Origin of the sequence: Roseibium sp. SCP14 (assembly GCF_040329475.1) — a bacterium.
Lineage (GTDB): Bacteria > Pseudomonadota > Alphaproteobacteria > Rhizobiales > Stappiaceae > Roseibium.
The window spans coordinates 711,913-733,816 of the sequence record NZ_JBDZYH010000001.1; the positions used below are offsets into that span (position 1 = coordinate 711,913).

Consider the following 21,904-nt stretch of genomic DNA (forward strand, 5'->3'; position numbering starts at 1 on the left):
TACAGGCGCTCCACTTCAGCAAAGCAAATGTCCGCAGTGCGGACGAAGTTGCCATTGGATTGGCTGTAACAGAATGCTACGAAGAAGGCGTTCACGGGGATCCGATCTAGTATGAATAGCTTTCTATATTCTGTTTGGCACAGTCATCGAGCCAAACTAGCGCTCAGCCTCTTTTGTTTATTGATCGCTGCTTTCGACACCTTCTGGCAAGAGATTTCACCAATTGCTGCCGGAGCATTGGCCTTGGCCGTAGTGCCTTGGGTTGTTGGTCTAGTCGAACGAATTAGTGCACCAGGAGGCTTCGAGGTCGTTTTCGCAAAAGTGGAACGTCAGCTAGATCAGTCTGACGCTGTTGCTGACGAAGAGGATTTAGCTGCGTTCAAGTACTTCGAAAGCAGCGACCCAAACTTAGCAATCGCAATGCTTCGCGTACAAGTTGAACGGCGTCTCCGACAGATTGCAGAAGACGTAATGTTGGAGCCAGATTCGCGTGGGCGGCCTCGTACACTGAGAACCTTGGCAGATGCGCTTGGCCAACAAGGGGCTATACCGAAGGAAGCAGTCATGCTGTTGCATGATCTGATGCCTGTCATGAGCGAGGCTGTTCATGGTGTGGACTTGGGCTCTAGAGGATCGGATTTCGCACTGACCTATGGGCCGAGAGTTCTTTCCCTACTCAAGCGCACCGAAGGCTAGGTCAACGTCTGTAACGGGCTCAAAGCGGTCATTGGCTTGGTTCAAAAGTCATGACTTTTGGGTGATCATCCTAGATGAGGAGTCTACATCCCAATTTCCAGTACAAATATCCGATAGCTCGCGGAGCTTCAAGGTGGTTGCGTTAGCCCAATCCTCATCGTTCGTTTGTAGTAATACCGGACCGTCCACACTACCAAGCCCATGAATCGTAAAACGTGGGTACAATTCGTTTAGTCTCTTTGATTGAAAATGACGCCAGGCAATACAAGAAACCAGACCGATTGTAAGTAATGGCACTGATTTTATTTTAAATCTTTCACGTGCTTCTGGCTCTGAGTAAAAGTATATTCCAATCATCACTGCAAAGAAAATTATAAGCATATTTACTATTGCCTTCGAACGAAATCTTTTCATGTCGTTTTTAGGGTCTTTTGTATAGACAGCATCCGCGATGACCAGCCTGTCATAAAGAGCGCCGTCATCTCTTATTATTTGATTTTCCGATATCAATATCTTTCGAAAATTCATTTCAACAACCTTTCAAAGAAAATTTCAGCCGAATGCTTGATAGCGCGGGTAGAGTGTGAGGTAAATACAGTGCATAAGTCATGACTTTTGCAACACAATCGGCTCATACCCGACATTCCGCTCGTTTAACATTAAGCGCAGCGACCAACTCATTCAGAAGATTTCATATTGCAAATTATGCGAATCCGGCCCTCGAAGACTGATTGATCGCATTCAAGCAGCTTGATCAGCAGTCTGCTGCAGTACCTCTCTGGGATACGAAACAAAGGCCTGTTCCTCGGGCCAGATCGCCGTCATTTCTGCGAACTTAATCAACTCAAGCAGATCTTCTCTCGGTTTGCTCGGTAGCAAAATTGCGCACTGTAAGTTTGGGTCAGCACTAGCCAAGAACCGACGATAGTCCGTCAACTGTCCAATGGCCATTCGAATAGCCTCACGAGTAGGCGTGCCTTTGGCTTCTATCAGCAAGCTTAGATCTGGCAGGTAGACGTCGGTGAAAAGGACGTTTTTTTCGCCCGTGATTTTTATCTTATTCCTTTTTGCGGAAATAGAGTTTCTCCTAGAGAACTCAAAGAAGGCTTTCACCAGCTTAGCTTCTTTTCTTTCCGCGAACTGATTGCGTTCTCCTTCACTTACTGAATAGGCGTCTACATTGTGTCTTTCGAGATCTACGACCTCTGACGAGGTGCCCTGAGTTGGATCATTGGGCTGGTCGGCGACCTCATTGAGCGGCTGAAGTTTCTTGTCAACTGGCCATAGTTTGAAAACGATAACCTGTCTCAGCGGCCCATTGTTCGTTTCTGGCGCATCCGCATATTTAAAGGGTGCTTCTCGGTCGAGCTCAAATTCACCGATATAAGTTATCTCTCCTTTTGCTCCGTCGAATAATCTCACACGAGCATTGGATATCCAGTGATTGAGAAGCGTTTTGTTGCCACTCTTGAACTCTTGATCTCCTCGCTGGCCAGTCCCGGTGTAGTCAAAGGAGCCATCGGGTTGCCAACCGTCAAAGTACCCATGTTGCTCGCCGATTTTCTTGTCTGTGAAAAGGAACACTTCCGTTTGGTTGGCTGCTGAAGTCATGCCACCTTGGCGGCTTCCTTCAAATTCATTGTGAAGATCTTTTCGGGCAATCTTGTCACCGGGTTTAAGGCTCCACGCCAATTTGTCACCTCCGCAGGATTTCATAATGAGGAAGTTTCCTCACCAAGTTCAGTTTATTGATCAGATTAAAAGGAATAATGTTCACTTGTGACAGTGAAGCGGTTTGCTACCCGCGTGACAGCACTGGCCTTTTGGACTGTCTTTCCGACATCCACCGCTATGCGCATAAGAGGTTGAGATTGAGCCTAGGATAGCCACGATGGCGATGATCACTGCAAAGGTCTTTTTCATTTGAGTTGCCCCACTTGATAGATGTAGTTGTCACTCTCGCAATCAAAAAGAGAAAAATGCAATCAGGAATTCTTCTTACTTAGCTCAGCACGCAAAATCACACATGTTTCACTCACCCATGATAGCCGCCTGGAATGTGTGCGGAAGTCTGTCTTTTCGAACGGGTGAGGAAAAATAGTGAAACGAATTCTGGCGGTTATTGCACTCACAACATTCTTAGTCGGATCCGCTTCGGCGCAGGAAGTCCCAAACGTCGAAGAAATCAACTCCCTTATTGATGAAACAACCCAATCCGCGCGAATAAATTTGCTCGCGGCGGAACGGATGTTGTTTGCCGCCGACCAGGCGCTCGACCACGCGGCGGTTATCACATCTTCGGTGACGGTCGATCGGCTTGTTCATACAGAGCTGAGACGGCTTGAAACCGGTGTGCCTGGCGCGCGTGCAATCCTTGTCATTGGACCTGACGGGCAGCTGCTTCATGACAGCTACAAATACCCGGTTCTGCCGCTGGACCTTTCCGACCGGACCTATTTCAAGGAGGCTATTGCTGCTTCGGATCTGGTTATTGGAGAGCAGGTCATCGGGCGCACATCCGGTTCGTCGTTTGTGCCGATCGTGAAGCGCCACAAGGACCTGACGTTTGTGGCGGTCACTGCGCCGTTTGCGCTTGTTGATTTGCAGAGCGAATGTGGAGACTGCTGGTCGTTGGCTCTCAAGGAAGATGGAACGATTGTCACGATGTTCCCACCAGAGTCCAAGATATTGCCAGACCTGATCAAGCGAACTGCCAACAGAATGAAGTCAGACGGATCAATCGTGATCCGGTACGAACATTCAGTTTTTTCTGTCGTCTGGAGAAAGAGCCCAGATTTTCCCCTGATCAGTGTGAGTGTTCGCGGCCTCCCGGATACTGCAGCTGTGGATGTCGATATCAACTAGAAACTGCTTTGCAACTTCGGCGCGGTAATCGCGGTACCAGGTCTGATCGGCCATGGCCCTAAACCAGATTGCAGAGGCTGGCTCACCTGTGGAACAGGCGGCCAGCTCTACAAGTTTCGCAAGATCATCATCGGAAATACCATTCGATGAATAGGCGTCTAGTACAGCCTTAGATCCAAAACCAAGTGCATAAACTGTCAAAAGCACAGCACTTATTTTCAACCATCCGAGGTTGCTTGGAAATTGCTCTGTAATAGTCTGACGCAAACTGTCGTCGCGCATTTATCACCCCTTGCACCCTAAGCAGATGCAACTTAATGGGGAAAAATTGCGATGTCTATATTTGCGGGAATTCGGGAAGCTAATTCGTTTGACGTAGCAACAATTGCCAAGATCCACGTCCAGTGTTGGCGCGAAGTCTATTCTTTTATGCCGGACAGTGTGCATGCGGTTCGTGACTTCAAGTATCGCCTAAACCAGTGGACTGGTTGGGTCGAAAATCCTCCCTCGAAGTCCGTCCTATTCGCGCTCGTTGACGGTTCTCGCGTTGTCGGTTTTGCTGTGGCTAAACCAAACACGGACAAGGCAATTGACGTCCCTGGCGAAATGCACGCCTGTTACATTCTGCCCGAATATCGCGGGGGCGAAATCGGGCCACTTGCCCTGACAGCCATCGCGAACTTTCTCAAAGAAAATGATCTTTGGCCTGTCTGTCTATGGGCGTTCCGTTCTAATCCCTATCGCCGCATATACCCAGCGCTCGGGTGCAAGGCAGAAGTGTTCCGGGATCGTCACATTGGTGGAGCTGCACTGCCCGAAATCGGCTATCGTGTCACAGACTATGAATTGCTCATCAATCGTCTTGACCGGATGCGCGATTCATCTTCTCTGCGCCAAACTGGATCACTTCGGAAGCGGCGTCCTCTTTTACGCCTTCACGGCTGACCAAGTAATCGAACATCTCAAGAAACTGGTCGGCAAAGGCCGCGGGCTTAGTACGGCGCGGAGCCTTCTCCCAGAAGGTTTCCGCGATGTTCCAGACGTATTTTCGAACATCTGCCAGAGTGACGTTAGCTATTCTAACATCTCCACCCAAAAACATTGATCCTTTGCCTGTCAGCAGCCACTGCATATTCACGCCAAAAACGCGAAAGTATTGCACGAGAACTGATGCAGTAGGCTCTCGCTCACCGCGCTCATAGGTCGCCAGAGCCGTGACACTTATACCTATTTGATCTGCGACCTCGCTACGATCTGGGTCACCGAACCGTCGCCGTATTTCTCTCAGTCGAGAAGCCAGCTCAGTTTTAGGCTCGCTTTCTGGCCTCGCCAATTTTTCACGCAATAAAACCCATATGCGCTTTACAAAAGCGCGTTTGCGTTTTATCCCTATCTTATCGGTCCGAGATATCGGCCCGAGTTGTTACAAACAAAACCCAAAGAAAACGGCTTGCTGCAACAAGCCGTTTTCCAGCGAGGCACCAGAATGGCTAAACCCAAACAGGTACCTCCTGGCGGCTGGGATCAGCATTCGATCAAAGCTGAATTACACCGCCAGGGAATGACATTGGCCGAACTGGCCAAGTCAAAAGGCAAGAAGCCCGGTTCATTCTCTCATGTATGGAAACGTCAGGTTTCGGTCGCCGAACAAGCAATTGCCGAATTCCTAAACACTCCACTAGTGAAGCTATTTCCAGACAGGTATCCGAAACGGACTGCTCGAATCCTTTCTAGCAAAAACGAAGACTACGGCGCTAGCCAGAAAGGCAGCCAGTTGCCGGACAGGGAGGCTGCGTGATGCCAAATCCCAGTCAGCAATCCCTGTCCGGCCTGACGAGTCCTTCCAGACAAGAATTCAGCCCCGAGGCCGACCAATGAGCGCTTTGTCAACAATTGCTCTGATCAGTCTTGCGCTCGCCTGTCTGCTCTTCGGTCTTCAGGCGCTTTATTGCCGACGCCATCCCATGAGCATCCGACCTGCCGAACGGGACGCCTTCTTTACCCCCAAATAGACCGCTCCTCCCCAAAACTTGCCGGGCGGCAAAAGGCCGCCAGCCAACTCCGCCCGGTCCTTTTCGCTGGAAATGATTAGAGGTTTCATGAGCGCGTATCAGTCCATCAAGATTTCGCTAATCGACATTCCCGAAGGCCGCCTGCGGGATGTGGATCAGGATTGGGCGGAGTGCCTCGCCGGTATGTTTCAAGAGACCGGCCAGAAAACGCCGATCGATGTCCGCATCGAAGGCAAACGATTTTCCCTGGTTGCCGGTGCGCACCGGTTGACTGCCGCCAAGATCTCAAAATGGAAAGAAATCGAGGCCCGTGTCCTGACAAAGGACGGGAGCATTTATGAGGCGCAGGACCTGCGCCTGCATGAGATCCTTGAGAATTTAGGCCGCAAGGACTTCAACGCCCTGGAACGGTGCGAAGCACTCTATGAGATGAAGCGCATTTACGAGACTTTGCACCCGGAAACCAAGCACGGCGGTAAGCGCGGAAATCAGCATACCGGTGGCGAAAAGAGGCAAGTCGCAATTTTTGCGTTTTGCCAAAACGCAAAAGAAACCACTGGCTTGTCGCGCCGCTCTGTTGAACTCGCGGTGCAGATTTTCGAGGGCCTGTCACCACCGACCCGCGAGCGTCTGAAAGGCACTGCCTTTGCGCAAAAACAATCTAACCTGAAGGCCTTGTCAGCACTCGCCGCTGACGAACAGGCCAAGGTGTTGGACCTGACATTGGGCGAAGACCCGAAAACCGCATCCATCGCCGACGCCCTTTTTCAAATGAACGGCGGCAAGCCGGAAACAGATACGGAGAAGCTTCTCAAACGGGCTGGTGACATCATTCCCAATCTGCCCCGCGCGGCGAAGTTCGCCCTCTTCAGAAATCACAAGAAGGACATCATTGCCCTCGTCAAAAAGGAGGGCTGGCTCGATGAGTAAGCGGATCCGCGACGACTTCACGATCGACATGTTCACCGGCTGGACGCCGCCGCGCGTTTCCGTCGGCTTCGAGCCCGGCACGATCTCCGGCAACCGTCTCGCTTCCCGGATCAGCCGAGCGATTGCGACGGCCATGAAGGATTGTGGCAAGGACCGAACCACCATTGCCGGGCTGATGAGTGAGCAGCTCGGAAGCAAGGTTACTGTGGCAACGCTGGATGCCTATGCCAGCGAGGCCAAGGACGCCAACAACATTACGGTCGAACGTTTTCTGGCCCTGATCCGCGCCACCGGCAAAACCGAGTTGCTCGGGTTCATCGCCGAAGACTTCGACATGTCGGTCGTCCCGAGCCGGTACGAAAATGTCATCAAGCTGGTGTTGATCGACGAGCACCAAAAGGCAGTCGATCAGCACAAGAAGGCGCTCCAAGCCAAGCTCAGGGGGGCGTTATGAAACTCTGGCTGACCACGCAGGAGATTGCAGACCTAGCGCTTGAAGGCTTCCCTGCCAGCAAGTTCGGTGTGCAGAAGCTGGCCACTCGCGAGGAATGGGCCGGCAGCGGTCTTGCCCGTAAGCGTGAGGGCCGCGAAGGCGGCGGCGGGCTGGAATATCATATCGACCTGCTTCCACTCCCTCAGCGCCTCCAGTACGCCGGGACCTTTGTTCGGGTGGAACGCGAAGACTACCGGACAGAAACAAGCAACGAATTGTCCCGGCGCGAATGCAGCGTCCGCGATGCCAAGTTGATCGTCCTGAAGGTCGCCGAACGGTTCCGAAAGACCTGCGGAATGGGTGCAACCGGTTCCGATCATCTGTTTTCCCAACTCTACGAAGACGGCAAGGTGCCGGTGCCGGAATGGGTTCTAGAGCACGTCAAGAAGGTGTCCATGCGGACGCTCGCCCGCTGGCGGAAGGGCATGCGCCAGGACATCAACCGGCTCGCCTACGATCCATCCAAAGCCCGCAAGGGAACCGGTGTTCTCGATATCGCTGAAGGTGGACGCCTGCGCGCCTATTGCCTTGCGCTTTACGCAAAGAATCAATTCTTGAGCGCAAAGCACATTCGCAACACAGCAATTCATGAGTTCGGCGAAACCGTCCTGGTCAACAAATCTTCCGGTCAGGAGCGAGTTTCAATGCCCCCTTTAAGGACGTTTCAAAACGCCCTTAAAGGCTGGAAAGAGGAAGATGCCAACGCCCTGTTGCGGATCACCGACCCGGATGCTTTCAAGTCCAAGGTCAGGTTTGCAGCATCGGGTGCGAACCGTGTCGATCGCCTAAATCAGAAATGGGAAATCGACGCTTCCCCGTCCGATGTCATGACCACCGATGGTCGCATGAATATCTATGCCGCCATCGACCTTTATTCCCGCCGCGCCATCCTGCTTGTCACTGCGACCCCGCGTGCAGCCTCTGTCGGTCTGCTGATCCGCAAATGCCTGCTTACATGGGGTGTGCCGGAAATCATCAAGACTGACAACGGTTCAGATTTCACGGCGCACGCAACGACTCGATTGTTTGATGCCCTCGAAATCGAACAGGAGCTTTCGACACCCTATTCCCCTGAGCAAAAAGGGTCTGTTGAACGAGTGATCGGCACTTTCCAACGTGACTGCGCTGCCACCCTTCCCGGCTTTGTCGGCCACTCGGTTTCCGATCGGAAGATCATCGAGAACCGCAAGGCGTTTTCCAAGCGCCTCGGCTCTGACGATGCCGAGCTGTTCAACGTCGAAATGTCCGCTGCCGAGCTGCAGGAGGAAGCCGATCGGTGGGCTGAACAGCAATATGCCCACACGAAACATTCCGGCCTGAAAGGCAAAACACCCGAAGAGGTCGCCCGTGCCTGGATGGGTGGCATTCGGTCGATCGAAGACACTTCCATCCTTGATGTGCTGCTCGCACCGATCGCCAGCAACAACGGTCTCCGCCGTGTCACCAAAACCGGCATTCAGATCGACGGTGAAAAATATTACACCGGCGATGTCATGCCCGGTCGGGATGTTCTGGTCCGCCACGATCCAGAAGATCTTGGCCGGGTTTGGCTCTTTGATCCGGACGGGGAAACTTTCCTCGGTGAAGCGCTCAACCCGCATCTTGCCGGTGCTGATCCAGTTGCCACGATCAAGGCGGCACAGGCCAAACAGAAAGAACACTTTGACACGGCCACCGCAGAGGTCCGCAAGGAAATGCGGAAGATCACGCCTCGCACCGTCGTGGAAGCGCAACGGGCGAAATATCAGCGTGAAGCCAGCATTCTCGATTTCCCCAAGCTGACCGACAAGCACGAAACCAAGAAGACACAGGCCGCTGCCGCCGTGAAGGCGAAACGTGCGCCCAGGCCGCTCTCTGAGGCCGAACAAAAGACCATGGATCAGCTGAGCGAGCGCGCGGGCAATACCGCGAATGTGAGCCCGCTTAAAGCAAGGGAAACACCTGAAGACCGTTTCGACCGGGCCAAGCGTTTCGAGGCCCGGATCGCCAACGGCGAACAACTCTCAAACGACGATGCCATTTGGCTGACCGGCTACCAAGCCAAAGCAGAATACCGAGCGCGGAACCGTCTCTGGACAGAGCGGCAGAAGCGTAAGGCGAGCGTACCGCCCGCGTCCTAGGGGCAAAAAAACAGGCCTCGAAAGCTGCAACTTTCGAGGCCCATCCAAACAACATATCGGAACTGAAAATGTCGAACACAGAACAACTTGTCAATACCGGTATCGTGGGCGGACTGGCGGAAGTGAAGAATGTCGCTCGCTTCCTGACGCTGGTCGAAACCCTGATCGAACGGCCCGAGGGCCTACCCGGCCTTGGTGTTTTCCATGGCTATAGCGGCCTCGGCAAAACCCAAGCGTCGATCTTTGCCCAGAACATGACCGACGCCATGCGCATCGAGGTCGGCGAAAGCTGGAGCAAGAAAACCCTTCTGCAGAAGATCCTTGTTGAGGCGCGAGTCGAACCGCGTCGGGCAACGATCGCGGATCTCACCGAACTCGCCATCAATGCACTTGCCGACAATTGGCCCCGTCCCCTTTTCATCGACGAAGCCGACAAGCTCGCAGACAAGAAGATGCTGGAGCTTGTCCGCGAACTCCACGAACATAGCCAAGTCCCTGTTCTTCTGATCGGTGAAGAGCAGCTGCCGGAGAAACTGGAAACTGTCGAGCGCGTTCACAATCGCGTTTTGGATTGGGTGGCTGCTGACTACTGCGATCACGATGACGCCCGCCTGCTCGCCGAGGTCGTTTGCCCGGAACTCACGATTTCCGATGATCTGATCGATTACCTGATTGAGACAACCAAGGGCCGGGCTCGCGGTCTTGTCATCAACTTCAACCGCATCAAAGAACACGCCTGCAATTATCGGGAAAAAGACCTGTCTCGCGGGTCGTTCGATGAGGACTTCTTTTTCACCGGCAAGCGCCGGGGTCGCCAGCCACGGAGGGCCGCCTGATGTCCATCCAGCTGGAACTCCGCATCACCAACGGCAAGCCTATCGTTCGCGGTCATGATCACTATTGGAGTGTCATCCGCGATCTCGGCAAGAACGCTGACTTCACTTTGGCTGAGATTGCTGCCCGCTCCAACGACAAGACCAACAAGTGCATTAGCGACTATATGAACCGGCTCGTGAAAGCCGGGTTCCTGACCGTTGTTAAGACTGAGAAAGCGCCGACTGCTCGCGGTGGTCTTGTTGATCATCACACGTACCGGCTCGCCAAAAATCAGGTTCGGGCACCGATCATCAACCGCGACGGCTCCATCGGCAAACAAGGCCGGAACAACATGCAGATGTGGAACGCGATGCGGTCCTTGAAGCAATTCGACAAGTTCGAATTGTCAATCGCCGCCACCACCCCTGATGTGCAGGTCGCCGTCGCAGCGGCGTTTGACTACGCCCATCGCCTTGCCAAGGCCGGTTACTTGATCGTTGTTCGCCAGGGCAAATCCACCACGCCCACAAAATGGCGGCTCAAGCCTTCCATGAACACCGGGCCGGAAGCTCCGAAAATTCTTCGTTCCAAGATGGTCTATGACGTCAATCGCGGCGAGATCATGGGCACTCCGATCGCTGAGGAGTGCGCCGCATGAAGAGCGAACTCACCATGGTTGAAAAGGCCAACGCCGCGTGGGCGGGCACGCCGCCCGATTGGGTAGCCGAGTTGGCTCACATGGCCACCGTGAAAGGCCTCAATAACGTTGCAGAGCGCCTCGGTTATTCCTCCGCCGTCGTCAGCCAGACCATCAGCAACAAGTATCGAGGCAATCTCTCAAAGGTGGAAGACAGGGTCCGAGGTGCACTGATGGGCGAAAAGGTAGCCTGCCCTGTCGCCGGGTTGATCGGGCGCGACAAGTGTCTCGACAATCAGGCCCTCCCCCGTGCCATCACCAACTCGGTCCGCACGCGTCTCTATCGCGCCTGCAGGAACAGCTGCCCGTACTCCCGCTTGAAGGGAGACAAGTCATGAAACTCAGCAACGACCTCGCGATGCTGAAAAAGCAGCTGATCGAACGGCGACTTCCGAACGGCGAATTGAGGGTGAGCGCGGCAGACGTCGAGCTTCTCAACTTCGTCCTGGACGACTGCATCTACATGGCTTGGCAATTGGAAGTGTCCCGCGTTCAGCGGCACGTCAACCTGACTGATCTGGACGATCCGAAAATCGCCATTCTGCCCGTCATCAAGCGCCCGGAGCCGGTTGTCATTCCGATCCGGACCCCGGATGGCGACGGTGTGGCCTGACCTTTTGTACCTGCGTTTCCCAACCCAAAGGAGCAACAGATGTCACGAAATGCGAAGGCCAAACGACTGGCCGCAAACTACCCGGTACCGCAGTCCAAGGAAGATTGCGACGAGATGATCCGCGTCCTGGGCGATGTACGCCGAGAGCTCGCCCGTACCGAGGCGGATATGAACGACAAGCTCGCCGAAACCAAAGAGACCTTCGAGAAGAAGGCGGAACCTCTTCGCGACAAGGCGGAAGAACTTTTGAGCGGCATTGAAACATGGTGCGCCGCCAATCGCGACAAGCTGACCCAGAACGGCAAGGTCAAGTTTGCCAAGCTGAAGAACGGTGAAATCCGTTGGCGCGTTCGACCTCGGAAGGTGAACCTGCGGGCCGTCGACGCCGTGATCGAGCGTTTGAAGGAACTTGGCCTGAAGCGGTTCATCCGCACGAAAGAAGAGGTCAACAAGGAAGCGATCCTTGAGGACCAGGAAGCGGTCAAGGGCGTGAAGGGCATCAGCATCGGGTCCGAAGGCGAAGACTTCGTCGTGGAGCCATTTGAAGCCGCTCTAAACGAGAAGGCGGCATGAGATGCCTCCCCTCACCAACTACGATCAGCGTGCGTTGAGTGAGACCCAAGCCTTGCGCGATCGGCGAGATTTTCTTTTGCGCGAGGCCCACCGGCTCCGGTTCCGTCTAAGCCGTATCCGAGACCTGCAAGAAGAGCTGCAGCAAATAACCACCATACTTTTGCAACGGGAACTAGAGGCCAAGCGCAAGCCCAATACCAGACCGGAGCCGTTGGGCGATGCCGGTGCGGTGGGCGGGCATCACCAGAACCTGTTCCCCTACAAGGATTGAGCACATGACTGCGATCCGAAAGATCCACACTCTCAAGAGTGCTGCCAAACTCAGCGAAGAGAACTTCCGCGCCCTGTTGGAGCGAGAGACCGGTAAAAGCTCTACCAAGGCCATGACGGCAGATGAGCGCACGAAGGTCATTCGCGTCTTGGAACCGCTCGCCCCGAAACGGGAGACCCAGAACGCAACCGGTAAGTTTGCCAGGAAGCTGCAGGCACTCTGGATCGCCGCGTACAATCTCGGGGTTGTCGGTAACAGATCCGATCAGGCAATGATTGCTTTTCTGAAACGCCAGACCAAGCTGGACCATCATCGTTTCTTGCATGACCCCAAGGACGCAAACAAGGCGATCGACGCCCTGAAACTCTGGATCCGTCGTGCGACCCTGAATGAGGGTCTGTTCACCAAGGACCACAAACTGCCGCCGCTCTACAACGATTACCGGTTTCAGGTGTGCCTTCACATCTGGTCGGAGCTGCTGAAAAAGGACAGGCACCCGTCCGGATCGATCACCGAATATCTGTTCACACTCACCGGTAAGGAAGACCCCCTCGAGATTAATCCGGAAGAATGGATCCGCGCCCAGAACCGGCTTGGTGAGTTGCACAGATTGGGACAGAAATGACCACTCCCGTCCCTGCCCACATCGAAACCTATGTCGAGGTTCTTGGAACGGATCTCGCCATAGATTTCTTTTTGCAGTTTGGCGGCAGTGAGCTTTATCTGTCCAAGACGCCGAAGCATTCCATGGTTCTGGAGCTCACTGGACAAGACAAGTTGTCGATGCTGTCTGAACGGATTGGCCCCGGTCATGTGCGCGTCCCGATCCCTAAAGAATGGATTGCGGAACAGTTTTCAAACCGAGGCATGTCGCAAGCACAGATTGCTCGTAGGCTGCACGTTGATCAACGGACCGTTTCTCGCTGGTTTGCGAAACGTAACGATCGCCATCAGTTGAATCTATTTGCGACTTAGCGCGGCCAGTCAAATCAGTACCAAATGCCTAGGCGTCGTATAGCACCGTCGGCCAATCGAATTCGGGCAGTGCAACGTGTACGTAGTTAAAGCAGAAGTTGTTTTGATTTCAGTCCTATGCGATTGCTTCCAACAACAATTCGCGAGTTCCGTGAGCTGAGGCAGACCCAGTATATGAAATACGCCGTTGCAAAGGTTTCGATTTGGCCGGAGATCATTGGAAGGCCAACTGTCTATAGCTCGAAATTCTGTGAGCTGGAGAAATCTGATTTCGAAATCCTAAAAGCCTCAATATGCCAAAGCGTTCCCGACTATTCAAAGCTTCCCCAACACCTTGATGCTATTGGAGATTTCGTTGAACCCATAACTGCGGTCGTTACTATATTTGAAACTCTTTTTGACTACAAAATTACAATCAACTCAGATATCGCTCCCAAAGGAAGCAACATTGAGCACTACCTCTTCATTACACAACCAGAGGACAATGGAGGCCAAGTTCTCCTTAGTTTTGGTGACCATCTAGATGAAGTGAAATCAGCGCTATGTTCCCTGTCTGAATATCTGCGCGGAATCAATGACCCTGACATTCTTACAGCAGAGCTTAAGACTGCCCGTTCTTACATCGATGCTTCACTATGCTTTTTTGACGACAAGAAGTATCCATCAGGAGGCCCGACTGAAGTTCCTGCCGAAATTGCCGAGGGGTTAAACGAAAACCTCAAAAAAACAGATTGGTCGAAAATTTCTTCCGAGGCTCGTGCTTGGGTGCAGGTCGTTGTTAAAACACTTGAAGCTTGGTTCAAGTCCGGCAGTTAGTTTCGCGGTTTGACAACCAAGAAATCCCAGCTCAATCTAATGAGCCACTTGTAGTTCAAACTGGCTAACCCGACGCCCCGGCACCCGCCGGGGTGAGAAGTAATCCTGAAATTCGCCATCCTTGCTCGTATTCGCAGCGCCTAGCCCGCTGCCGTTTCTCCATCAGAAACCAACCCTTACGAGCGCGGGATCCATGGCCGACATTATTTCCAAACTCAGACAAGGTGGCGGCAAGCCGAGCGATGATAGTGTCATCAGGCTGGCAGCTGCCCGCATGCAGTGCGAAGAGGCCGTGCTGCAGGCAATCATCGAAGTCGAGAGCAAGGGCCGTCCCTTTGACGACAAAGGCCGCCTGATCATCCTTCCTGAAAAGCATGTCTTCTGGCGCGAATTGCCGAAGAACCTGCGAGCAACCGCCAAGCGCCTTGGCCTCGCAGTCCAGAAATGGACACGCAAGAATTACAAGGGGCTCGGTGGCTCTGGATCGGATGCCCGCTGGGATCGGCTTGAAGCCATGGTCGATTTGGATGAAACCGCCGGGCTGCGAGCGGCGTCCTACGGCGGTCCCCAGATCATGGGTTTCAATGCCAAGCTGTGCGGATTTGCCAGCGTTCAGAGCTTTGTCCTTGATCTTGCCGAGAGCGAAGCCAACCAGGCCGAAGCCTTTCTGACCTATCTTGAGAAGGTCGGTCTGCTGCAGGCGATCCGCTCGAAGGACTGGAGGGCGATCGCGCGCCGATACAATGGGCCAGGACAGGTCACCCGTTACGCCGAGCTCATGGCTCAAGCCTATGTTCGCATCACCGGTCGCGGTGGTCGCGCTGATGTTGGTAAGGGCTACCTCAGGCTCGGCTCCGAAGGCTACCAGGTCAAGGCCTTGCAAGAACGCCTGGTTGCCCTTGGCTACCACGTCAAGCCGGACGGCGATTTCGGCCCGGCCACCCGCAGGCAGGTGGTTTCATTTCAGGCGGATAACGGTCTGGAGCCGGATGGTGTCGTCGGTCTCAAGACGGGTGAAATGCTGGAGCGCGCCGTTCCTATCAACGCACAGCCCGGCGGCACTCGCGACAACCTTACCGTCAAGGATCTACGCAAATCCGGTTCCCAAACCATCAAACAGGCTGATCGGCTGACCAAGCTCGGGGTTGGTGCCCTCAGTATCGGCGCTGGTGCGGAGGCTCTGGAAGTCATTGGCAGCGTGCCCGGCCTGGAAACCCTTAAAGGCTTGTCCGACACCATCCAGCAGGTCACCGCCCTTTCCGAACCGATCCTGCAATTGATTGCGGAAAACAAGTGGCTGGCAGTGGTGGCGATCGGCGTTGCGGTTGCGATGCTTGCCCGCAAGATCAAGTTGCGCCGGCTGCACGATGCCAAGGAATGGAGGCACGTTGGATGACGTTCCTCCTTTCCATTTTCTTGAAGTTTGCCAGCTCCGGCCTGGTCGACAAGGCGCTCCGTTACATGGAGCGTAAGGCCGTGCTCGGAAACGAGCAGGAGCGCATCAAGTCGCAGACCACGATTGAGGTGATCCGAGCTGCTGTGCAGGAAACGCGGATCATGGCCGATCTGCAGAAGTCCAAGTTTCAGTATCTGCCCTACTGGATCTTCGCCGCCGTCTTCATTCTACCGCTGGCCGTTTGGTGGAACGCGGTCATCATCGACAGCATTTTCACGCTCGGATGGGGTGTCGCCGAAGTCCCGGTTCTACGGGAATGGGGCGGCCAGATGGTCAGATGGCTCTTTTTCACCGGCACCGCGGCCACCGTTTACAAGATGATGAGGTAGCCCACTCATGCTTCCAGAAGACCTCAATGAGTGGGCGAGCCTTGTTGCCCTCGTGTTCTCAATCGGTGCGGTGCTCAAGGCTTGGCTAGGCGCGAAATCCGAAGGCCATACGGAAGAACTGCGGGCTCACGAGCAAAAGCTGATTGAACTCGATCGACGCGTGCAAGCTGCCGAAAGCGAACTAAACCACATGCCTGCAAAAGACGATGTGGTTGAGCTCAAAATCTCCATGGCGGAATTGCGCGGGACCGTAAGCCAAGTTGGCGAAAGCCTGAGCAGTGTCTCGCGAACTGTCCGCCGTGTCGAAGACTACCTAATGAAAAAGGAGGGCAGCTAAGTGAGCTACTCAGACCATGCAACAGCGGATTACCGTCTGATTATCTTGAAGGCGCTCGCCCTTGAGAAAGACAAGACGCTCAATGAAACCCTCATTGAAAAAGAGCTGGAAAGCTTCGGCCACAACAAGTCCCGCGACTTCTTGCGTGCCCAGTTGAAGAAGCTTGAGGACATGGGTGCGATCAAGCTGACGGAGCCGGGTTCCGTTTATGTTGCCGAACTTCTGCGGCCGGGTCTTGATCACGTCCAGCTCAAGTTGACTCTCGACGGCGTCCTCGAACCAACGTTCAGAGGCTGACATGGGGAGCCGCCGCAAAGGCCGTGGCCGCCTGTCAGCCATCGAGCAACTGCCGCCCGAGTGCGATGACGCCATCGTTCGGGCGGCAACAGAGCTTCGAAAGAGAGAGCGGACGCAGAAGGAAATCTATGAGGATTTCTTTCGTGAACTGGAGCAGCTGCAAAAGGACAGTCACGGCGAGCTTGAATTCACGATCCCGTCTATCTCCGCGTTTAACCGCTATTCAATCAAACAAGCCCATCTAACCCGTCGCCTTGAAGATACCAGGGCGATCGCCAGCTCGATCGCCGAGAACTTCGACGCGGAAGCGTCTGACGATCTGACATTGATTGCCGCCGAGGCGATCAAGACACTGACATTCGAGCTGCTCACCGATGCCGGTGAAAGCGGTATCGCGCCGAAGGATGCCATGTCCCTTGCCAACGCGCTCCGCGCGGCTTGTCAGGCGCAGGGCGTCTCTACTCAGCGCCGTCTGAAGGTCGAGAAGGAGTTCGCTGAAAAGGCCAGTGAGGCCGTTGAAAAGGTCGCCAAGGTCAAAGGCATCACGGCAGAGACGGCCGAAGCGATCAAGGCGCAAATTCTAGGTGTCAGAACATGAATGCTCCGATCTCCAAAGAGCAATGGGCGGAGTTGCGCAGGCAGACGGAAACCTCGATCGATGACATTGCCTCGGAAGTCGGCCTTCCGAACGTACTTCTGGGGTATCAGTCCAAAGCAGTCAGGCTTCTTGATAACACCGGTGTTGAAGTTCTCTTCATCGAGAAGTCGCGCCGGATCGGAATGACGTGGGGACTGGCTTCCGTCGCAGTGTTGAAAGCTTCCAAGGCGAAAAGCGCCGGCGGCATGGACTCACTCTACATTTCCTATTCTCAGGAAATGACCCGCGAGTTCATCGACGCCTGCGCCATGTGGGCGCGTGCCTATGCTGTCGCCGCCGTCTCGCAAGACGAGTATGTGTTTGAAGACACGGATCCCGACAACCCTGATGAGACCCGCGAAATCCAAGCCTTCAGGATCCGCTTCGCTTCCGGCTTTGAGGTTGTGGGTCTAAGCTCCTCCCCGCGATCTCTGCGCGGCAAGGAAGGTCTGCTCATCATTGATGAGGCCGCCTTTGTCGATAACCTCAAGGAGCTGATCAAGGCCGGTATGGCCTTCCTGACATGGGGCGGTCAGGTCGTTGTCGTTTCGACCCATGACGGTACGGAAAACGAGTTCAACGTTCAGATCCAGGACATCCTCCACAAGCGATCGCCCTATGAACATATGAAGGTGGATCTGGATGACGCCCTTCAAGACGGGCTCTACCAGCGCATCTGTCTTGTCAAAGGCAAGGAATGGACACCGGAAGGCGAAGCCGAGTGGCGGCAGAAGCTGATCGACAATTATGGCGAAGGCGCTGACGAGGAACTGTTCTGCATTCCAACCATGGGCACCGGGTCCTGGCTGGCGGCTCCGCTCATTGAAGCCCGTATGAAAGAAGGTGCTCCGGTTCTGCGGCTGGAGCTACCGAAAGACTATCTGCACAAGTCGAAACTTGAGCAGCAAATCCTGATTGCGCCCTTCATGGCAGAGCTGACCATGGCGCTCGATCAGCTGCCGACGGACGTCAAGTATGCCTTCGGCTTTGACTTCGCCCGTGTCGCGGATCTGACGGTCGGTTGTCTGCTGGCGATCGAGAGCAATCTAAAACGGCGCGAGGTGTTGTCCTTCGAGCTGCGCAATGTGCCTGGTCAAGAGCAGAAGGACATAGTGCGGGAAGTTCTCCAACACGTCCGGGCGCAACTCGTTGGAGCCGCTTTTGATGCCACCGGCATGGGCTGGACCGTCGCGGAAGACATGGGCCGCCTCTTCGGCCTTCGCGAGGATCCCGAGTCTGGTGCCGGCATCGTCATGCCTATCAAGTTTTCCGAGACCTGGTACCGGCTGGAAATGCCGCCGCTTAAAGCGGCCTTTGAAGATGACATGATCCTGCTCGGGGCTGACAGCGAACACGTAACCGACCTGAGATCGGTAAAACTGGTCCGAGGCATTCCCCGCGTGCCGGAAGCCCGAACCAAGGAAATGGGCGAAGAAGGCAAGAAGGCCGGAAAGAAACGCCACGGCGATTATGCCATCGCGCTGGCGCTTGCCCACTACGCCAGCCGCATGCAGTGGCGGGAATTCGACTATCAACCCGCGCCTCCCAAACATGGCCGCTATGACGAAAAGACCAGCATGCACGGTGAAACCGCCTACCGCATGTCCAGCCTGCGCCGATCGAGAGGAATATTCGGATGGCAAAACCGCAAATTATCGATCAGTACGGCCGCCCGGTCTCGACGGCGGATCTCAAACGCGAACAGGTCACGGCAGAGGTCAAGGCAATCAACCGCCTTGGCTCCATGCATCCGGCGAGCGGCCTGACGCCGCCCGGCCTTGCGCAGATCCTGCGACAAAGCATTGATGGGGATCCAGAGCGGTATCTGTCGCTTGCCGAGGACATGGAAGAACGCAACGAGCACTATGCCGGCGTAATCGGCACCAGAAAACGACAAGTCTCCAATCTGGAAGTCACGGTTATTCCTGCAGGCGATACCCCTGAAGAGATGCGGGACGCAGAACTTGTCGAGGAAGTCATCGAGCGCGAGACGTTCCAGGACGAACTCTTTGACATTCTGGATGCGATCGGAAAAGGCTTCTCCGCAACCGAGATCCTTTGGGACACTTCGGAAGGCCAATGGCTACCCAAGGCGTTTAAGTGGCGCGAACCAAGAACCTTCCGTTTCGACCAGGACGATCGAGAAACTTTGCTCCTGCGGTCTACAAGCGGGGATGAACCGCTAAAGCCATTCGGTTGGATCACGCACTTTGCCAAAGCCAAGTCCGGTATTCCCATCCGGGGCGGTCTCGCACGCGGGGCCGCTTGGGCATTCCTGTTCAAATCATTCACCCTCAAGGATTGGGCGGTCTTCTGTGAGGCTTATGGTCAACCTCTCCGGGTCGGCAAGTTTGGGCCAGGCGCAACCAACGAGGACAAGGCCAAGCTTCTGGAGGCGGTTGCCAGCATTGGAATGGACTATGCCGCAATCATCCCGGAAAGCATGCTGATCGAGTTCGTGCAGGCGCAGCTTTCCGGGTCTCTTGATCTATACGAGAAGCGGGCTGACTGGCTCGATCGGCAAACGTCAAAGCTTGTCCTGGGCCAGACACAAACCACAGACGCCAATGCCGGCGGCTATGCCACGGCCAAGGTTCATGACGGTGTCAGGGAAGATATTGAACAGGCGGACAGCCGGCAGTTGTCAGCAAGCCTCAACCGGGATCTTTCCCGCCCGCTGGTGATGCTCAATCACGGGCCGCGCAAGAAATATCCCCGGATCAAGGTCGGACGGCCGGACGAAGTGGACGTCAAGGAACTCGTTCAGAACGTCAAAACGTTGGTTCCGCTTGGCCTTAAGGTTCCGATGGCCGCCATGCGTTCCAAGATCGGCGCGCCGGAGCCTGAGGGCGATGAAGAGCTGCTGACACCTCCTTCAGCTGCGAAGAAGCCAGAACAGGATCAGGAAACAGAGGAAGAAAATCCGACGCCGGCGAGAGCAAAGCCAATCAAGGCGTCCACAGTTACCCGTCAGCCAGACGCCATCGATCGCGCGATCGACGACATACTGGAAGATGAAGGCTGGGAAGTTCTTGTCGGTCCTGTGATCGAGGGATTGGAAGGCGAGCTTGCCGAGGCAACGTCGATCGAAGATGCCCGCGCCATTTTCCAGCGCCGCCTCGAGACTTTGGGCGTGACTGCATTGGCGGACAAGCTGGCACAGGCAAGTTTCGCCGCGCGAATCTCCGGTGAGGTTGGTGAGGACCGCGACTGACTATGGCAGCTGACTATACCCCCTTACCCCCTCGAGCCGCGATCGCTGCTTTGCGAGCGCGCGGCGGCAATCTCCATCCCACCTTTGCCTGGCAAGATGTCTATGCCGAAGATCATGCGGCCATGTTCACGGTCGCCAAATCCACCGGACATGACATTCTCCTAGATATCTGGAAGGCCCTTTTAACGGCTCTTGAAGACGGTGAAACCTTCCGGTCCTTTGCCGGCCGGGTCAAACCGGAGCTGGTGAGGAAAGGTTGGTGGGGCGAAGCGATCGAGGAAGACCCTCAGACCGGCGAACCAACAAAGGTGCGGCTTGGTTCCATGCGCCGGCTACGCACCATGTTTGATGCCAATATGAACGTTTCCTATGCGGCCGGGCACTGGTCGCATTTCGACCGATTGAAATCCAGCCGCCCATATTTGCGCTATGTCGCTGTTGATGACGGTTTGACCAGGCCAGAGCACTGGCGGCTTCACAATCTTGTCTTACCGGTCGATCATCCGTTCTGGAAACTCTACGCCCCGCCCAATGGCTGGAACTGCCGTTGCACGCTCCAGAGCCTGTCGCAGGCCGATATCGAGCGACTGATTGCTGAAGGTGAGGAACTGAAATTCGACCCGCCGCCGATCTCGTATCGGTCCTGGACGAACAAGCGCACCGGTGAGGTTCGGCAGATCCCGGACGGGATTGATCCGGGTTGGGATTACAATCCCGGCGAGTCAGGTCACGCTGCAACGGTGCAACAGCTCACAAAACGGATTCCTCCGTTGTTTGAGTGAACTCCTAAAAAAGATTGTTCAACGCTCGAATGCAATCGCGATTAGCAGAATCACATTTGACCAATTACAGGTAAACTGCTTTCCAAAACTAGGCCAGGCAGAATAAAGAGATCAGGAACAAATGGGATTCTGGGATTCACTTAATCAGTTCATCCAAAGTGGGCTAACGGACGCTGACAAATTAGTATCGTATTTGCCGTTAATTGCGGGATTTTTTACTACGCTAGCTGCAGGAATTAGTCTTTTTACAATGGTCGTGAGGCAGGAGAAAATCTCTCGCCTGATTGACTTCACAGCAACTACCGATTTGGTAGCAGACACACGACTATCCGATCTGAGAAAAGAGTTTGGTCGAAGTCAAAAGCTGTACAGGATGAGCAACGTTGTGGCCACCCTACTGACATTTAGCCAGTTCATTGTAGGAGGCCTTTTGGCTGCCACTGTGTTTCACGAGATGATTCCGACACAAACAATAAGCTGGCTTGGAATCTTAGTTCTCGTGTCGCAACTGATTCACCAAAAGTTTCGACCCGATCTGCTCGCTGGAATGGCGCGCCAAAGGATGTCAACTGCGCGACGCTTCATTAGAGAGATCGAAGACAAAATTTACCTAATTGAGAATGAGTACATTGACGCGCCCGAAGTTTTTGCAGTCAGAGTGGTTGCAACAAAAGCTTTGGCGAATTTGGATGAAATGGAACTGGAAGGACACGCCTACGTTTCGTCACAAATAGATACTTCTGTGTTGCCCTCCAAGCATCCTAGCAAAATGACGACTCCTTCCAAAGTTGAATGAGGTCAAGCGCCTAAAACACGACGACCAAAAAACGACCATAGAAGCCGCTGGAGAGGTTTTTGCGCATGCTGACACCGGCAAAAGGGGTGATGCGCGTCTGTGCTGTTTAAACCCTGTTTAAAAACGATCCTCAATTGCGTCCCATGCTGCAATCTGCCATGATCGCTCCAACGAGCTGA

The 21,904-nt window shown here is 54.4% G+C and carries 29 protein-coding genes; 26 read left to right on the forward strand and 3 right to left on the reverse strand.

Annotated elements, in window-relative coordinates; genetic code table 11:
* Window positions 1–111 precede the first annotated feature (111 nt).
* The gene (locus ABLQ08_RS03225; protein ID WP_352939515.1) at window positions 112–696 is read left to right on the forward strand and encodes a hypothetical protein; all 585 of its coding nucleotides are present in this window, start codon (window positions 112–114) and stop codon (window positions 694–696) included.
* A 48-nt stretch (window positions 697–744) separates the two neighbouring features.
* On the opposite strand, the gene ABLQ08_RS03230 is transcribed toward ABLQ08_RS03225, so the two are convergent.
* Both ABLQ08_RS03230 and ABLQ08_RS03235 read right to left on the reverse strand, forming a co-directional pair.
* Complete coding sequence (locus ABLQ08_RS03230; protein ID WP_352939518.1) at window positions 745–1,224, reverse strand: hypothetical protein; 480 nt, start codon at window positions 1,222–1,224, stop codon at window positions 745–747.
* 213 nt (window positions 1,225–1,437) lie between these two features.
* Complete coding sequence (locus tag ABLQ08_RS03235) at window positions 1,438–2,388, reverse strand: hypothetical protein (RefSeq protein WP_352939521.1); 951 nt, start codon at window positions 2,386–2,388, stop codon at window positions 1,438–1,440.
* 408 nt (window positions 2,389–2,796) lie between these two features.
* On the opposite strand from ABLQ08_RS03235, the gene ABLQ08_RS03240 reads away from it, so the two are divergent.
* Together ABLQ08_RS03240 and ABLQ08_RS03245 are read left to right on the forward strand one after the other, a co-directional pair.
* Window positions 2,797–3,561, forward strand: coding sequence for a PDC sensor domain-containing protein (locus tag ABLQ08_RS03240; RefSeq protein WP_352939524.1), 765 nt, complete (start codon window positions 2,797–2,799; stop codon window positions 3,559–3,561).
* 429 nt (window positions 3,562–3,990) lie between these two features.
* A complete protein-coding gene (locus ABLQ08_RS03245; protein ID WP_352940505.1) occupies window positions 3,991–4,506 on the forward strand; it encodes a GNAT family N-acetyltransferase in 516 nt (171 codons plus the stop codon).
* Here the strand turns inward: ABLQ08_RS03245 and ABLQ08_RS03250 are convergent.
* On the reverse strand, window positions 4,415–4,906 hold the full coding sequence (locus ABLQ08_RS03250) for a helix-turn-helix domain-containing protein (protein WP_352939527.1): 492 nt from the start codon (window positions 4,904–4,906) through the stop codon (window positions 4,415–4,417). The two genes, ABLQ08_RS03245 and ABLQ08_RS03250, sit on opposite strands and share 92 nt — an antisense overlap.
* 141 nt (window positions 4,907–5,047) lie before the next feature.
* Here ABLQ08_RS03250 and ABLQ08_RS03255 point away from each other — a divergent pair, with 141 nt between their 5' ends.
* The 23 genes from ABLQ08_RS03255 (at window position 5,048) to ABLQ08_RS03365 (ending at window position 21,725) form a co-directional block, all read left to right on the forward strand.
* A complete protein-coding gene (locus tag ABLQ08_RS03255) occupies window positions 5,048–5,359 on the forward strand; it encodes a helix-turn-helix domain-containing protein (RefSeq protein WP_352939530.1) in 312 nt (103 codons plus the stop codon).
* A 76-nt stretch (window positions 5,360–5,435) separates the two neighbouring features.
* Window positions 5,436–5,573, forward strand: a complete 138-nt coding sequence (locus ABLQ08_RS03260; protein WP_352939533.1) for a hypothetical protein — start codon at window positions 5,436–5,438, stop codon at window positions 5,571–5,573.
* 87 nt (window positions 5,574–5,660) lie between these two features.
* Complete coding sequence (locus tag ABLQ08_RS03265) at window positions 5,661–6,503, forward strand: ParB/RepB/Spo0J family partition protein (protein WP_352939536.1); 843 nt, start codon at window positions 5,661–5,663, stop codon at window positions 6,501–6,503.
* A complete protein-coding gene (locus tag ABLQ08_RS03270; protein WP_352939539.1) occupies window positions 6,496–6,957 on the forward strand; it encodes a hypothetical protein in 462 nt (153 codons plus the stop codon). Before ABLQ08_RS03265 ends, ABLQ08_RS03270 begins: the two co-directional genes overlap by 8 nt.
* The gene (locus ABLQ08_RS03275; protein ID WP_352939542.1) at window positions 6,954–9,116 is read left to right on the forward strand and encodes a DDE-type integrase/transposase/recombinase; all 2,163 of its coding nucleotides are present in this window, start codon (window positions 6,954–6,956) and stop codon (window positions 9,114–9,116) included. The genes ABLQ08_RS03270 and ABLQ08_RS03275 overlap by 4 nt, the downstream gene beginning before the upstream one ends.
* 68 nt (window positions 9,117–9,184) lie before the next feature.
* Entirely contained in the window at window positions 9,185–9,952 is a 768-nt protein-coding gene (locus tag ABLQ08_RS03280; protein WP_352939545.1) for an AAA family ATPase, read from the forward strand.
* Window positions 9,952–10,590: a hypothetical protein gene (locus ABLQ08_RS03285; RefSeq protein ID WP_352939548.1), complete on the forward strand. Its 639-nt coding sequence runs from the start codon at window positions 9,952–9,954 to the stop codon at window positions 10,588–10,590. Before ABLQ08_RS03280 ends, ABLQ08_RS03285 begins: the two co-directional genes overlap by 1 nt.
* Window positions 10,587–10,967: a transcriptional regulator gene (locus ABLQ08_RS03290; RefSeq protein WP_352939551.1), complete on the forward strand. Its 381-nt coding sequence runs from the start codon at window positions 10,587–10,589 to the stop codon at window positions 10,965–10,967. The genes ABLQ08_RS03285 and ABLQ08_RS03290 overlap by 4 nt, the downstream gene beginning before the upstream one ends.
* Window positions 10,964–11,242 (forward strand): hypothetical protein, encoded by a 279-nt coding sequence (locus tag ABLQ08_RS03295; RefSeq protein ID WP_352939554.1) that lies wholly within the window; start codon window positions 10,964–10,966, stop codon window positions 11,240–11,242. Before ABLQ08_RS03290 ends, ABLQ08_RS03295 begins: the two co-directional genes overlap by 4 nt.
* Before the next feature lie 39 nt (window positions 11,243–11,281).
* Window positions 11,282–11,815, forward strand: a complete 534-nt coding sequence (locus ABLQ08_RS03300; protein WP_352939557.1) for a host-nuclease inhibitor Gam family protein — start codon at window positions 11,282–11,284, stop codon at window positions 11,813–11,815.
* Window position 11,816: 1 nt separating this feature from the next.
* The gene (locus ABLQ08_RS03305; RefSeq protein WP_352939558.1) at window positions 11,817–12,086 is read left to right on the forward strand and encodes a gas vesicle protein V; all 270 of its coding nucleotides are present in this window, start codon (window positions 11,817–11,819) and stop codon (window positions 12,084–12,086) included.
* A 4-nt stretch (window positions 12,087–12,090) separates the two neighbouring features.
* Window positions 12,091–12,711, forward strand: coding sequence for a regulatory protein GemA (locus tag ABLQ08_RS03310; RefSeq protein ID WP_352939560.1), 621 nt, complete (start codon window positions 12,091–12,093; stop codon window positions 12,709–12,711).
* Entirely contained in the window at window positions 12,708–13,061 is a 354-nt protein-coding gene (locus ABLQ08_RS03315; RefSeq protein ID WP_352939563.1) for a helix-turn-helix domain-containing protein, read from the forward strand. The genes ABLQ08_RS03310 and ABLQ08_RS03315 overlap by 4 nt, the downstream gene beginning before the upstream one ends.
* A 174-nt stretch (window positions 13,062–13,235) precedes the next feature.
* The gene (locus ABLQ08_RS03320) at window positions 13,236–13,877 is read left to right on the forward strand and encodes a hypothetical protein (RefSeq protein ID WP_352939565.1); all 642 of its coding nucleotides are present in this window, start codon (window positions 13,236–13,238) and stop codon (window positions 13,875–13,877) included.
* Between the two features lie 193 nt (window positions 13,878–14,070).
* The gene (locus tag ABLQ08_RS03325; RefSeq protein WP_352939567.1) at window positions 14,071–15,273 is read left to right on the forward strand and encodes an N-acetylmuramidase domain-containing protein; all 1,203 of its coding nucleotides are present in this window, start codon (window positions 14,071–14,073) and stop codon (window positions 15,271–15,273) included.
* A complete protein-coding gene (locus ABLQ08_RS03330; protein WP_352939569.1) occupies window positions 15,270–15,662 on the forward strand; it encodes a hypothetical protein in 393 nt (130 codons plus the stop codon). Before ABLQ08_RS03325 ends, ABLQ08_RS03330 begins: the two co-directional genes overlap by 4 nt.
* Before the next feature lie 7 nt (window positions 15,663–15,669).
* Window positions 15,670–15,999 carry a DUF2730 family protein gene (locus tag ABLQ08_RS03335; protein WP_352939571.1) on the forward strand — a complete coding sequence of 110 codons (330 nt, stop codon included), beginning with the start codon at window positions 15,670–15,672 and terminating at the stop codon, window positions 15,997–15,999.
* Entirely contained in the window at window positions 16,000–16,296 is a 297-nt protein-coding gene (locus ABLQ08_RS03340; RefSeq protein ID WP_352939573.1) for a hypothetical protein, read from the forward strand.
* A 1-nt stretch (window position 16,297) separates the two neighbouring features.
* Window positions 16,298–16,894 carry a DUF3486 family protein gene (locus tag ABLQ08_RS03345; RefSeq protein WP_352939575.1) on the forward strand — a complete coding sequence of 199 codons (597 nt, stop codon included), beginning with the start codon at window positions 16,298–16,300 and terminating at the stop codon, window positions 16,892–16,894.
* Complete coding sequence (locus ABLQ08_RS03350) at window positions 16,891–18,699, forward strand: terminase large subunit domain-containing protein (protein ID WP_352939578.1); 1,809 nt, start codon at window positions 16,891–16,893, stop codon at window positions 18,697–18,699. The genes ABLQ08_RS03345 and ABLQ08_RS03350 overlap by 4 nt, the downstream gene beginning before the upstream one ends.
* A complete protein-coding gene (locus ABLQ08_RS03355) occupies window positions 18,588–20,147 on the forward strand; it encodes a DUF935 domain-containing protein (RefSeq protein ID WP_352940506.1) in 1,560 nt (519 codons plus the stop codon). The genes ABLQ08_RS03350 and ABLQ08_RS03355 overlap by 112 nt, the downstream gene beginning before the upstream one ends.
* A gap of 2 nt (window positions 20,148–20,149) precedes the next feature.
* Entirely contained in the window at window positions 20,150–20,929 is a 780-nt protein-coding gene (locus ABLQ08_RS03360) for a phage minor head protein (RefSeq protein ID WP_352939581.1), read from the forward strand.
* A gap of 121 nt (window positions 20,930–21,050) precedes the next feature.
* The gene (locus ABLQ08_RS03365; protein WP_352939584.1) at window positions 21,051–21,725 is read left to right on the forward strand and encodes a hypothetical protein; all 675 of its coding nucleotides are present in this window, start codon (window positions 21,051–21,053) and stop codon (window positions 21,723–21,725) included.
* Window positions 21,726–21,904 lie beyond the last annotated feature (179 nt).

Coding starts and splice junctions, on each gene's coding strand:
- ABLQ08_RS03225 (WP_352939515.1), top strand. CDS start 112: ATGAATAGCTTTCTATATTCTGTTTGGCACAGTCATCGAGCCAAACTA.
- ABLQ08_RS03230 (WP_352939518.1), bottom strand. CDS start 1,224: ATGAATTTTCGAAAGATATTGATATCGGAAAATCAAATAATAAGAGAT.
- ABLQ08_RS03245 (WP_352940505.1), top strand. CDS start 3,991: ATGCCGGACAGTGTGCATGCGGTTCGTGACTTCAAGTATCGCCTAAAC.
- ABLQ08_RS03255 (WP_352939530.1), top strand. CDS start 5,048: ATGGCTAAACCCAAACAGGTACCTCCTGGCGGCTGGGATCAGCATTCG.
- ABLQ08_RS03260 (WP_352939533.1), top strand. CDS start 5,436: ATGAGCGCTTTGTCAACAATTGCTCTGATCAGTCTTGCGCTCGCCTGT.
- ABLQ08_RS03265 (WP_352939536.1), top strand. CDS start 5,661: ATGAGCGCGTATCAGTCCATCAAGATTTCGCTAATCGACATTCCCGAA.
- ABLQ08_RS03270 (WP_352939539.1), top strand. CDS start 6,496: ATGAGTAAGCGGATCCGCGACGACTTCACGATCGACATGTTCACCGGC.
- ABLQ08_RS03275 (WP_352939542.1), top strand. CDS start 6,954: ATGAAACTCTGGCTGACCACGCAGGAGATTGCAGACCTAGCGCTTGAA.
- ABLQ08_RS03280 (WP_352939545.1), top strand. CDS start 9,185: ATGTCGAACACAGAACAACTTGTCAATACCGGTATCGTGGGCGGACTG.
- ABLQ08_RS03285 (WP_352939548.1), top strand. CDS start 9,952: ATGTCCATCCAGCTGGAACTCCGCATCACCAACGGCAAGCCTATCGTT.
- ABLQ08_RS03290 (WP_352939551.1), top strand. CDS start 10,587: ATGAAGAGCGAACTCACCATGGTTGAAAAGGCCAACGCCGCGTGGGCG.
- ABLQ08_RS03295 (WP_352939554.1), top strand. CDS start 10,964: ATGAAACTCAGCAACGACCTCGCGATGCTGAAAAAGCAGCTGATCGAA.
- ABLQ08_RS03300 (WP_352939557.1), top strand. CDS start 11,282: ATGTCACGAAATGCGAAGGCCAAACGACTGGCCGCAAACTACCCGGTA.
- ABLQ08_RS03305 (WP_352939558.1), top strand. CDS start 11,817: ATGCCTCCCCTCACCAACTACGATCAGCGTGCGTTGAGTGAGACCCAA.
- ABLQ08_RS03310 (WP_352939560.1), top strand. CDS start 12,091: ATGACTGCGATCCGAAAGATCCACACTCTCAAGAGTGCTGCCAAACTC.
- ABLQ08_RS03315 (WP_352939563.1), top strand. CDS start 12,708: ATGACCACTCCCGTCCCTGCCCACATCGAAACCTATGTCGAGGTTCTT.
- ABLQ08_RS03320 (WP_352939565.1), top strand. CDS start 13,236: ATGAAATACGCCGTTGCAAAGGTTTCGATTTGGCCGGAGATCATTGGA.
- ABLQ08_RS03325 (WP_352939567.1), top strand. CDS start 14,071: ATGGCCGACATTATTTCCAAACTCAGACAAGGTGGCGGCAAGCCGAGC.
- ABLQ08_RS03330 (WP_352939569.1), top strand. CDS start 15,270: ATGACGTTCCTCCTTTCCATTTTCTTGAAGTTTGCCAGCTCCGGCCTG.
- ABLQ08_RS03335 (WP_352939571.1), top strand. CDS start 15,670: ATGCTTCCAGAAGACCTCAATGAGTGGGCGAGCCTTGTTGCCCTCGTG.
- ABLQ08_RS03345 (WP_352939575.1), top strand. CDS start 16,298: ATGGGGAGCCGCCGCAAAGGCCGTGGCCGCCTGTCAGCCATCGAGCAA.
- ABLQ08_RS03350 (WP_352939578.1), top strand. CDS start 16,891: ATGAATGCTCCGATCTCCAAAGAGCAATGGGCGGAGTTGCGCAGGCAG.
- ABLQ08_RS03360 (WP_352939581.1), top strand. CDS start 20,150: ATGGCAGCTGACTATACCCCCTTACCCCCTCGAGCCGCGATCGCTGCT.
- ABLQ08_RS03365 (WP_352939584.1), top strand. CDS start 21,051: ATGGGATTCTGGGATTCACTTAATCAGTTCATCCAAAGTGGGCTAACG.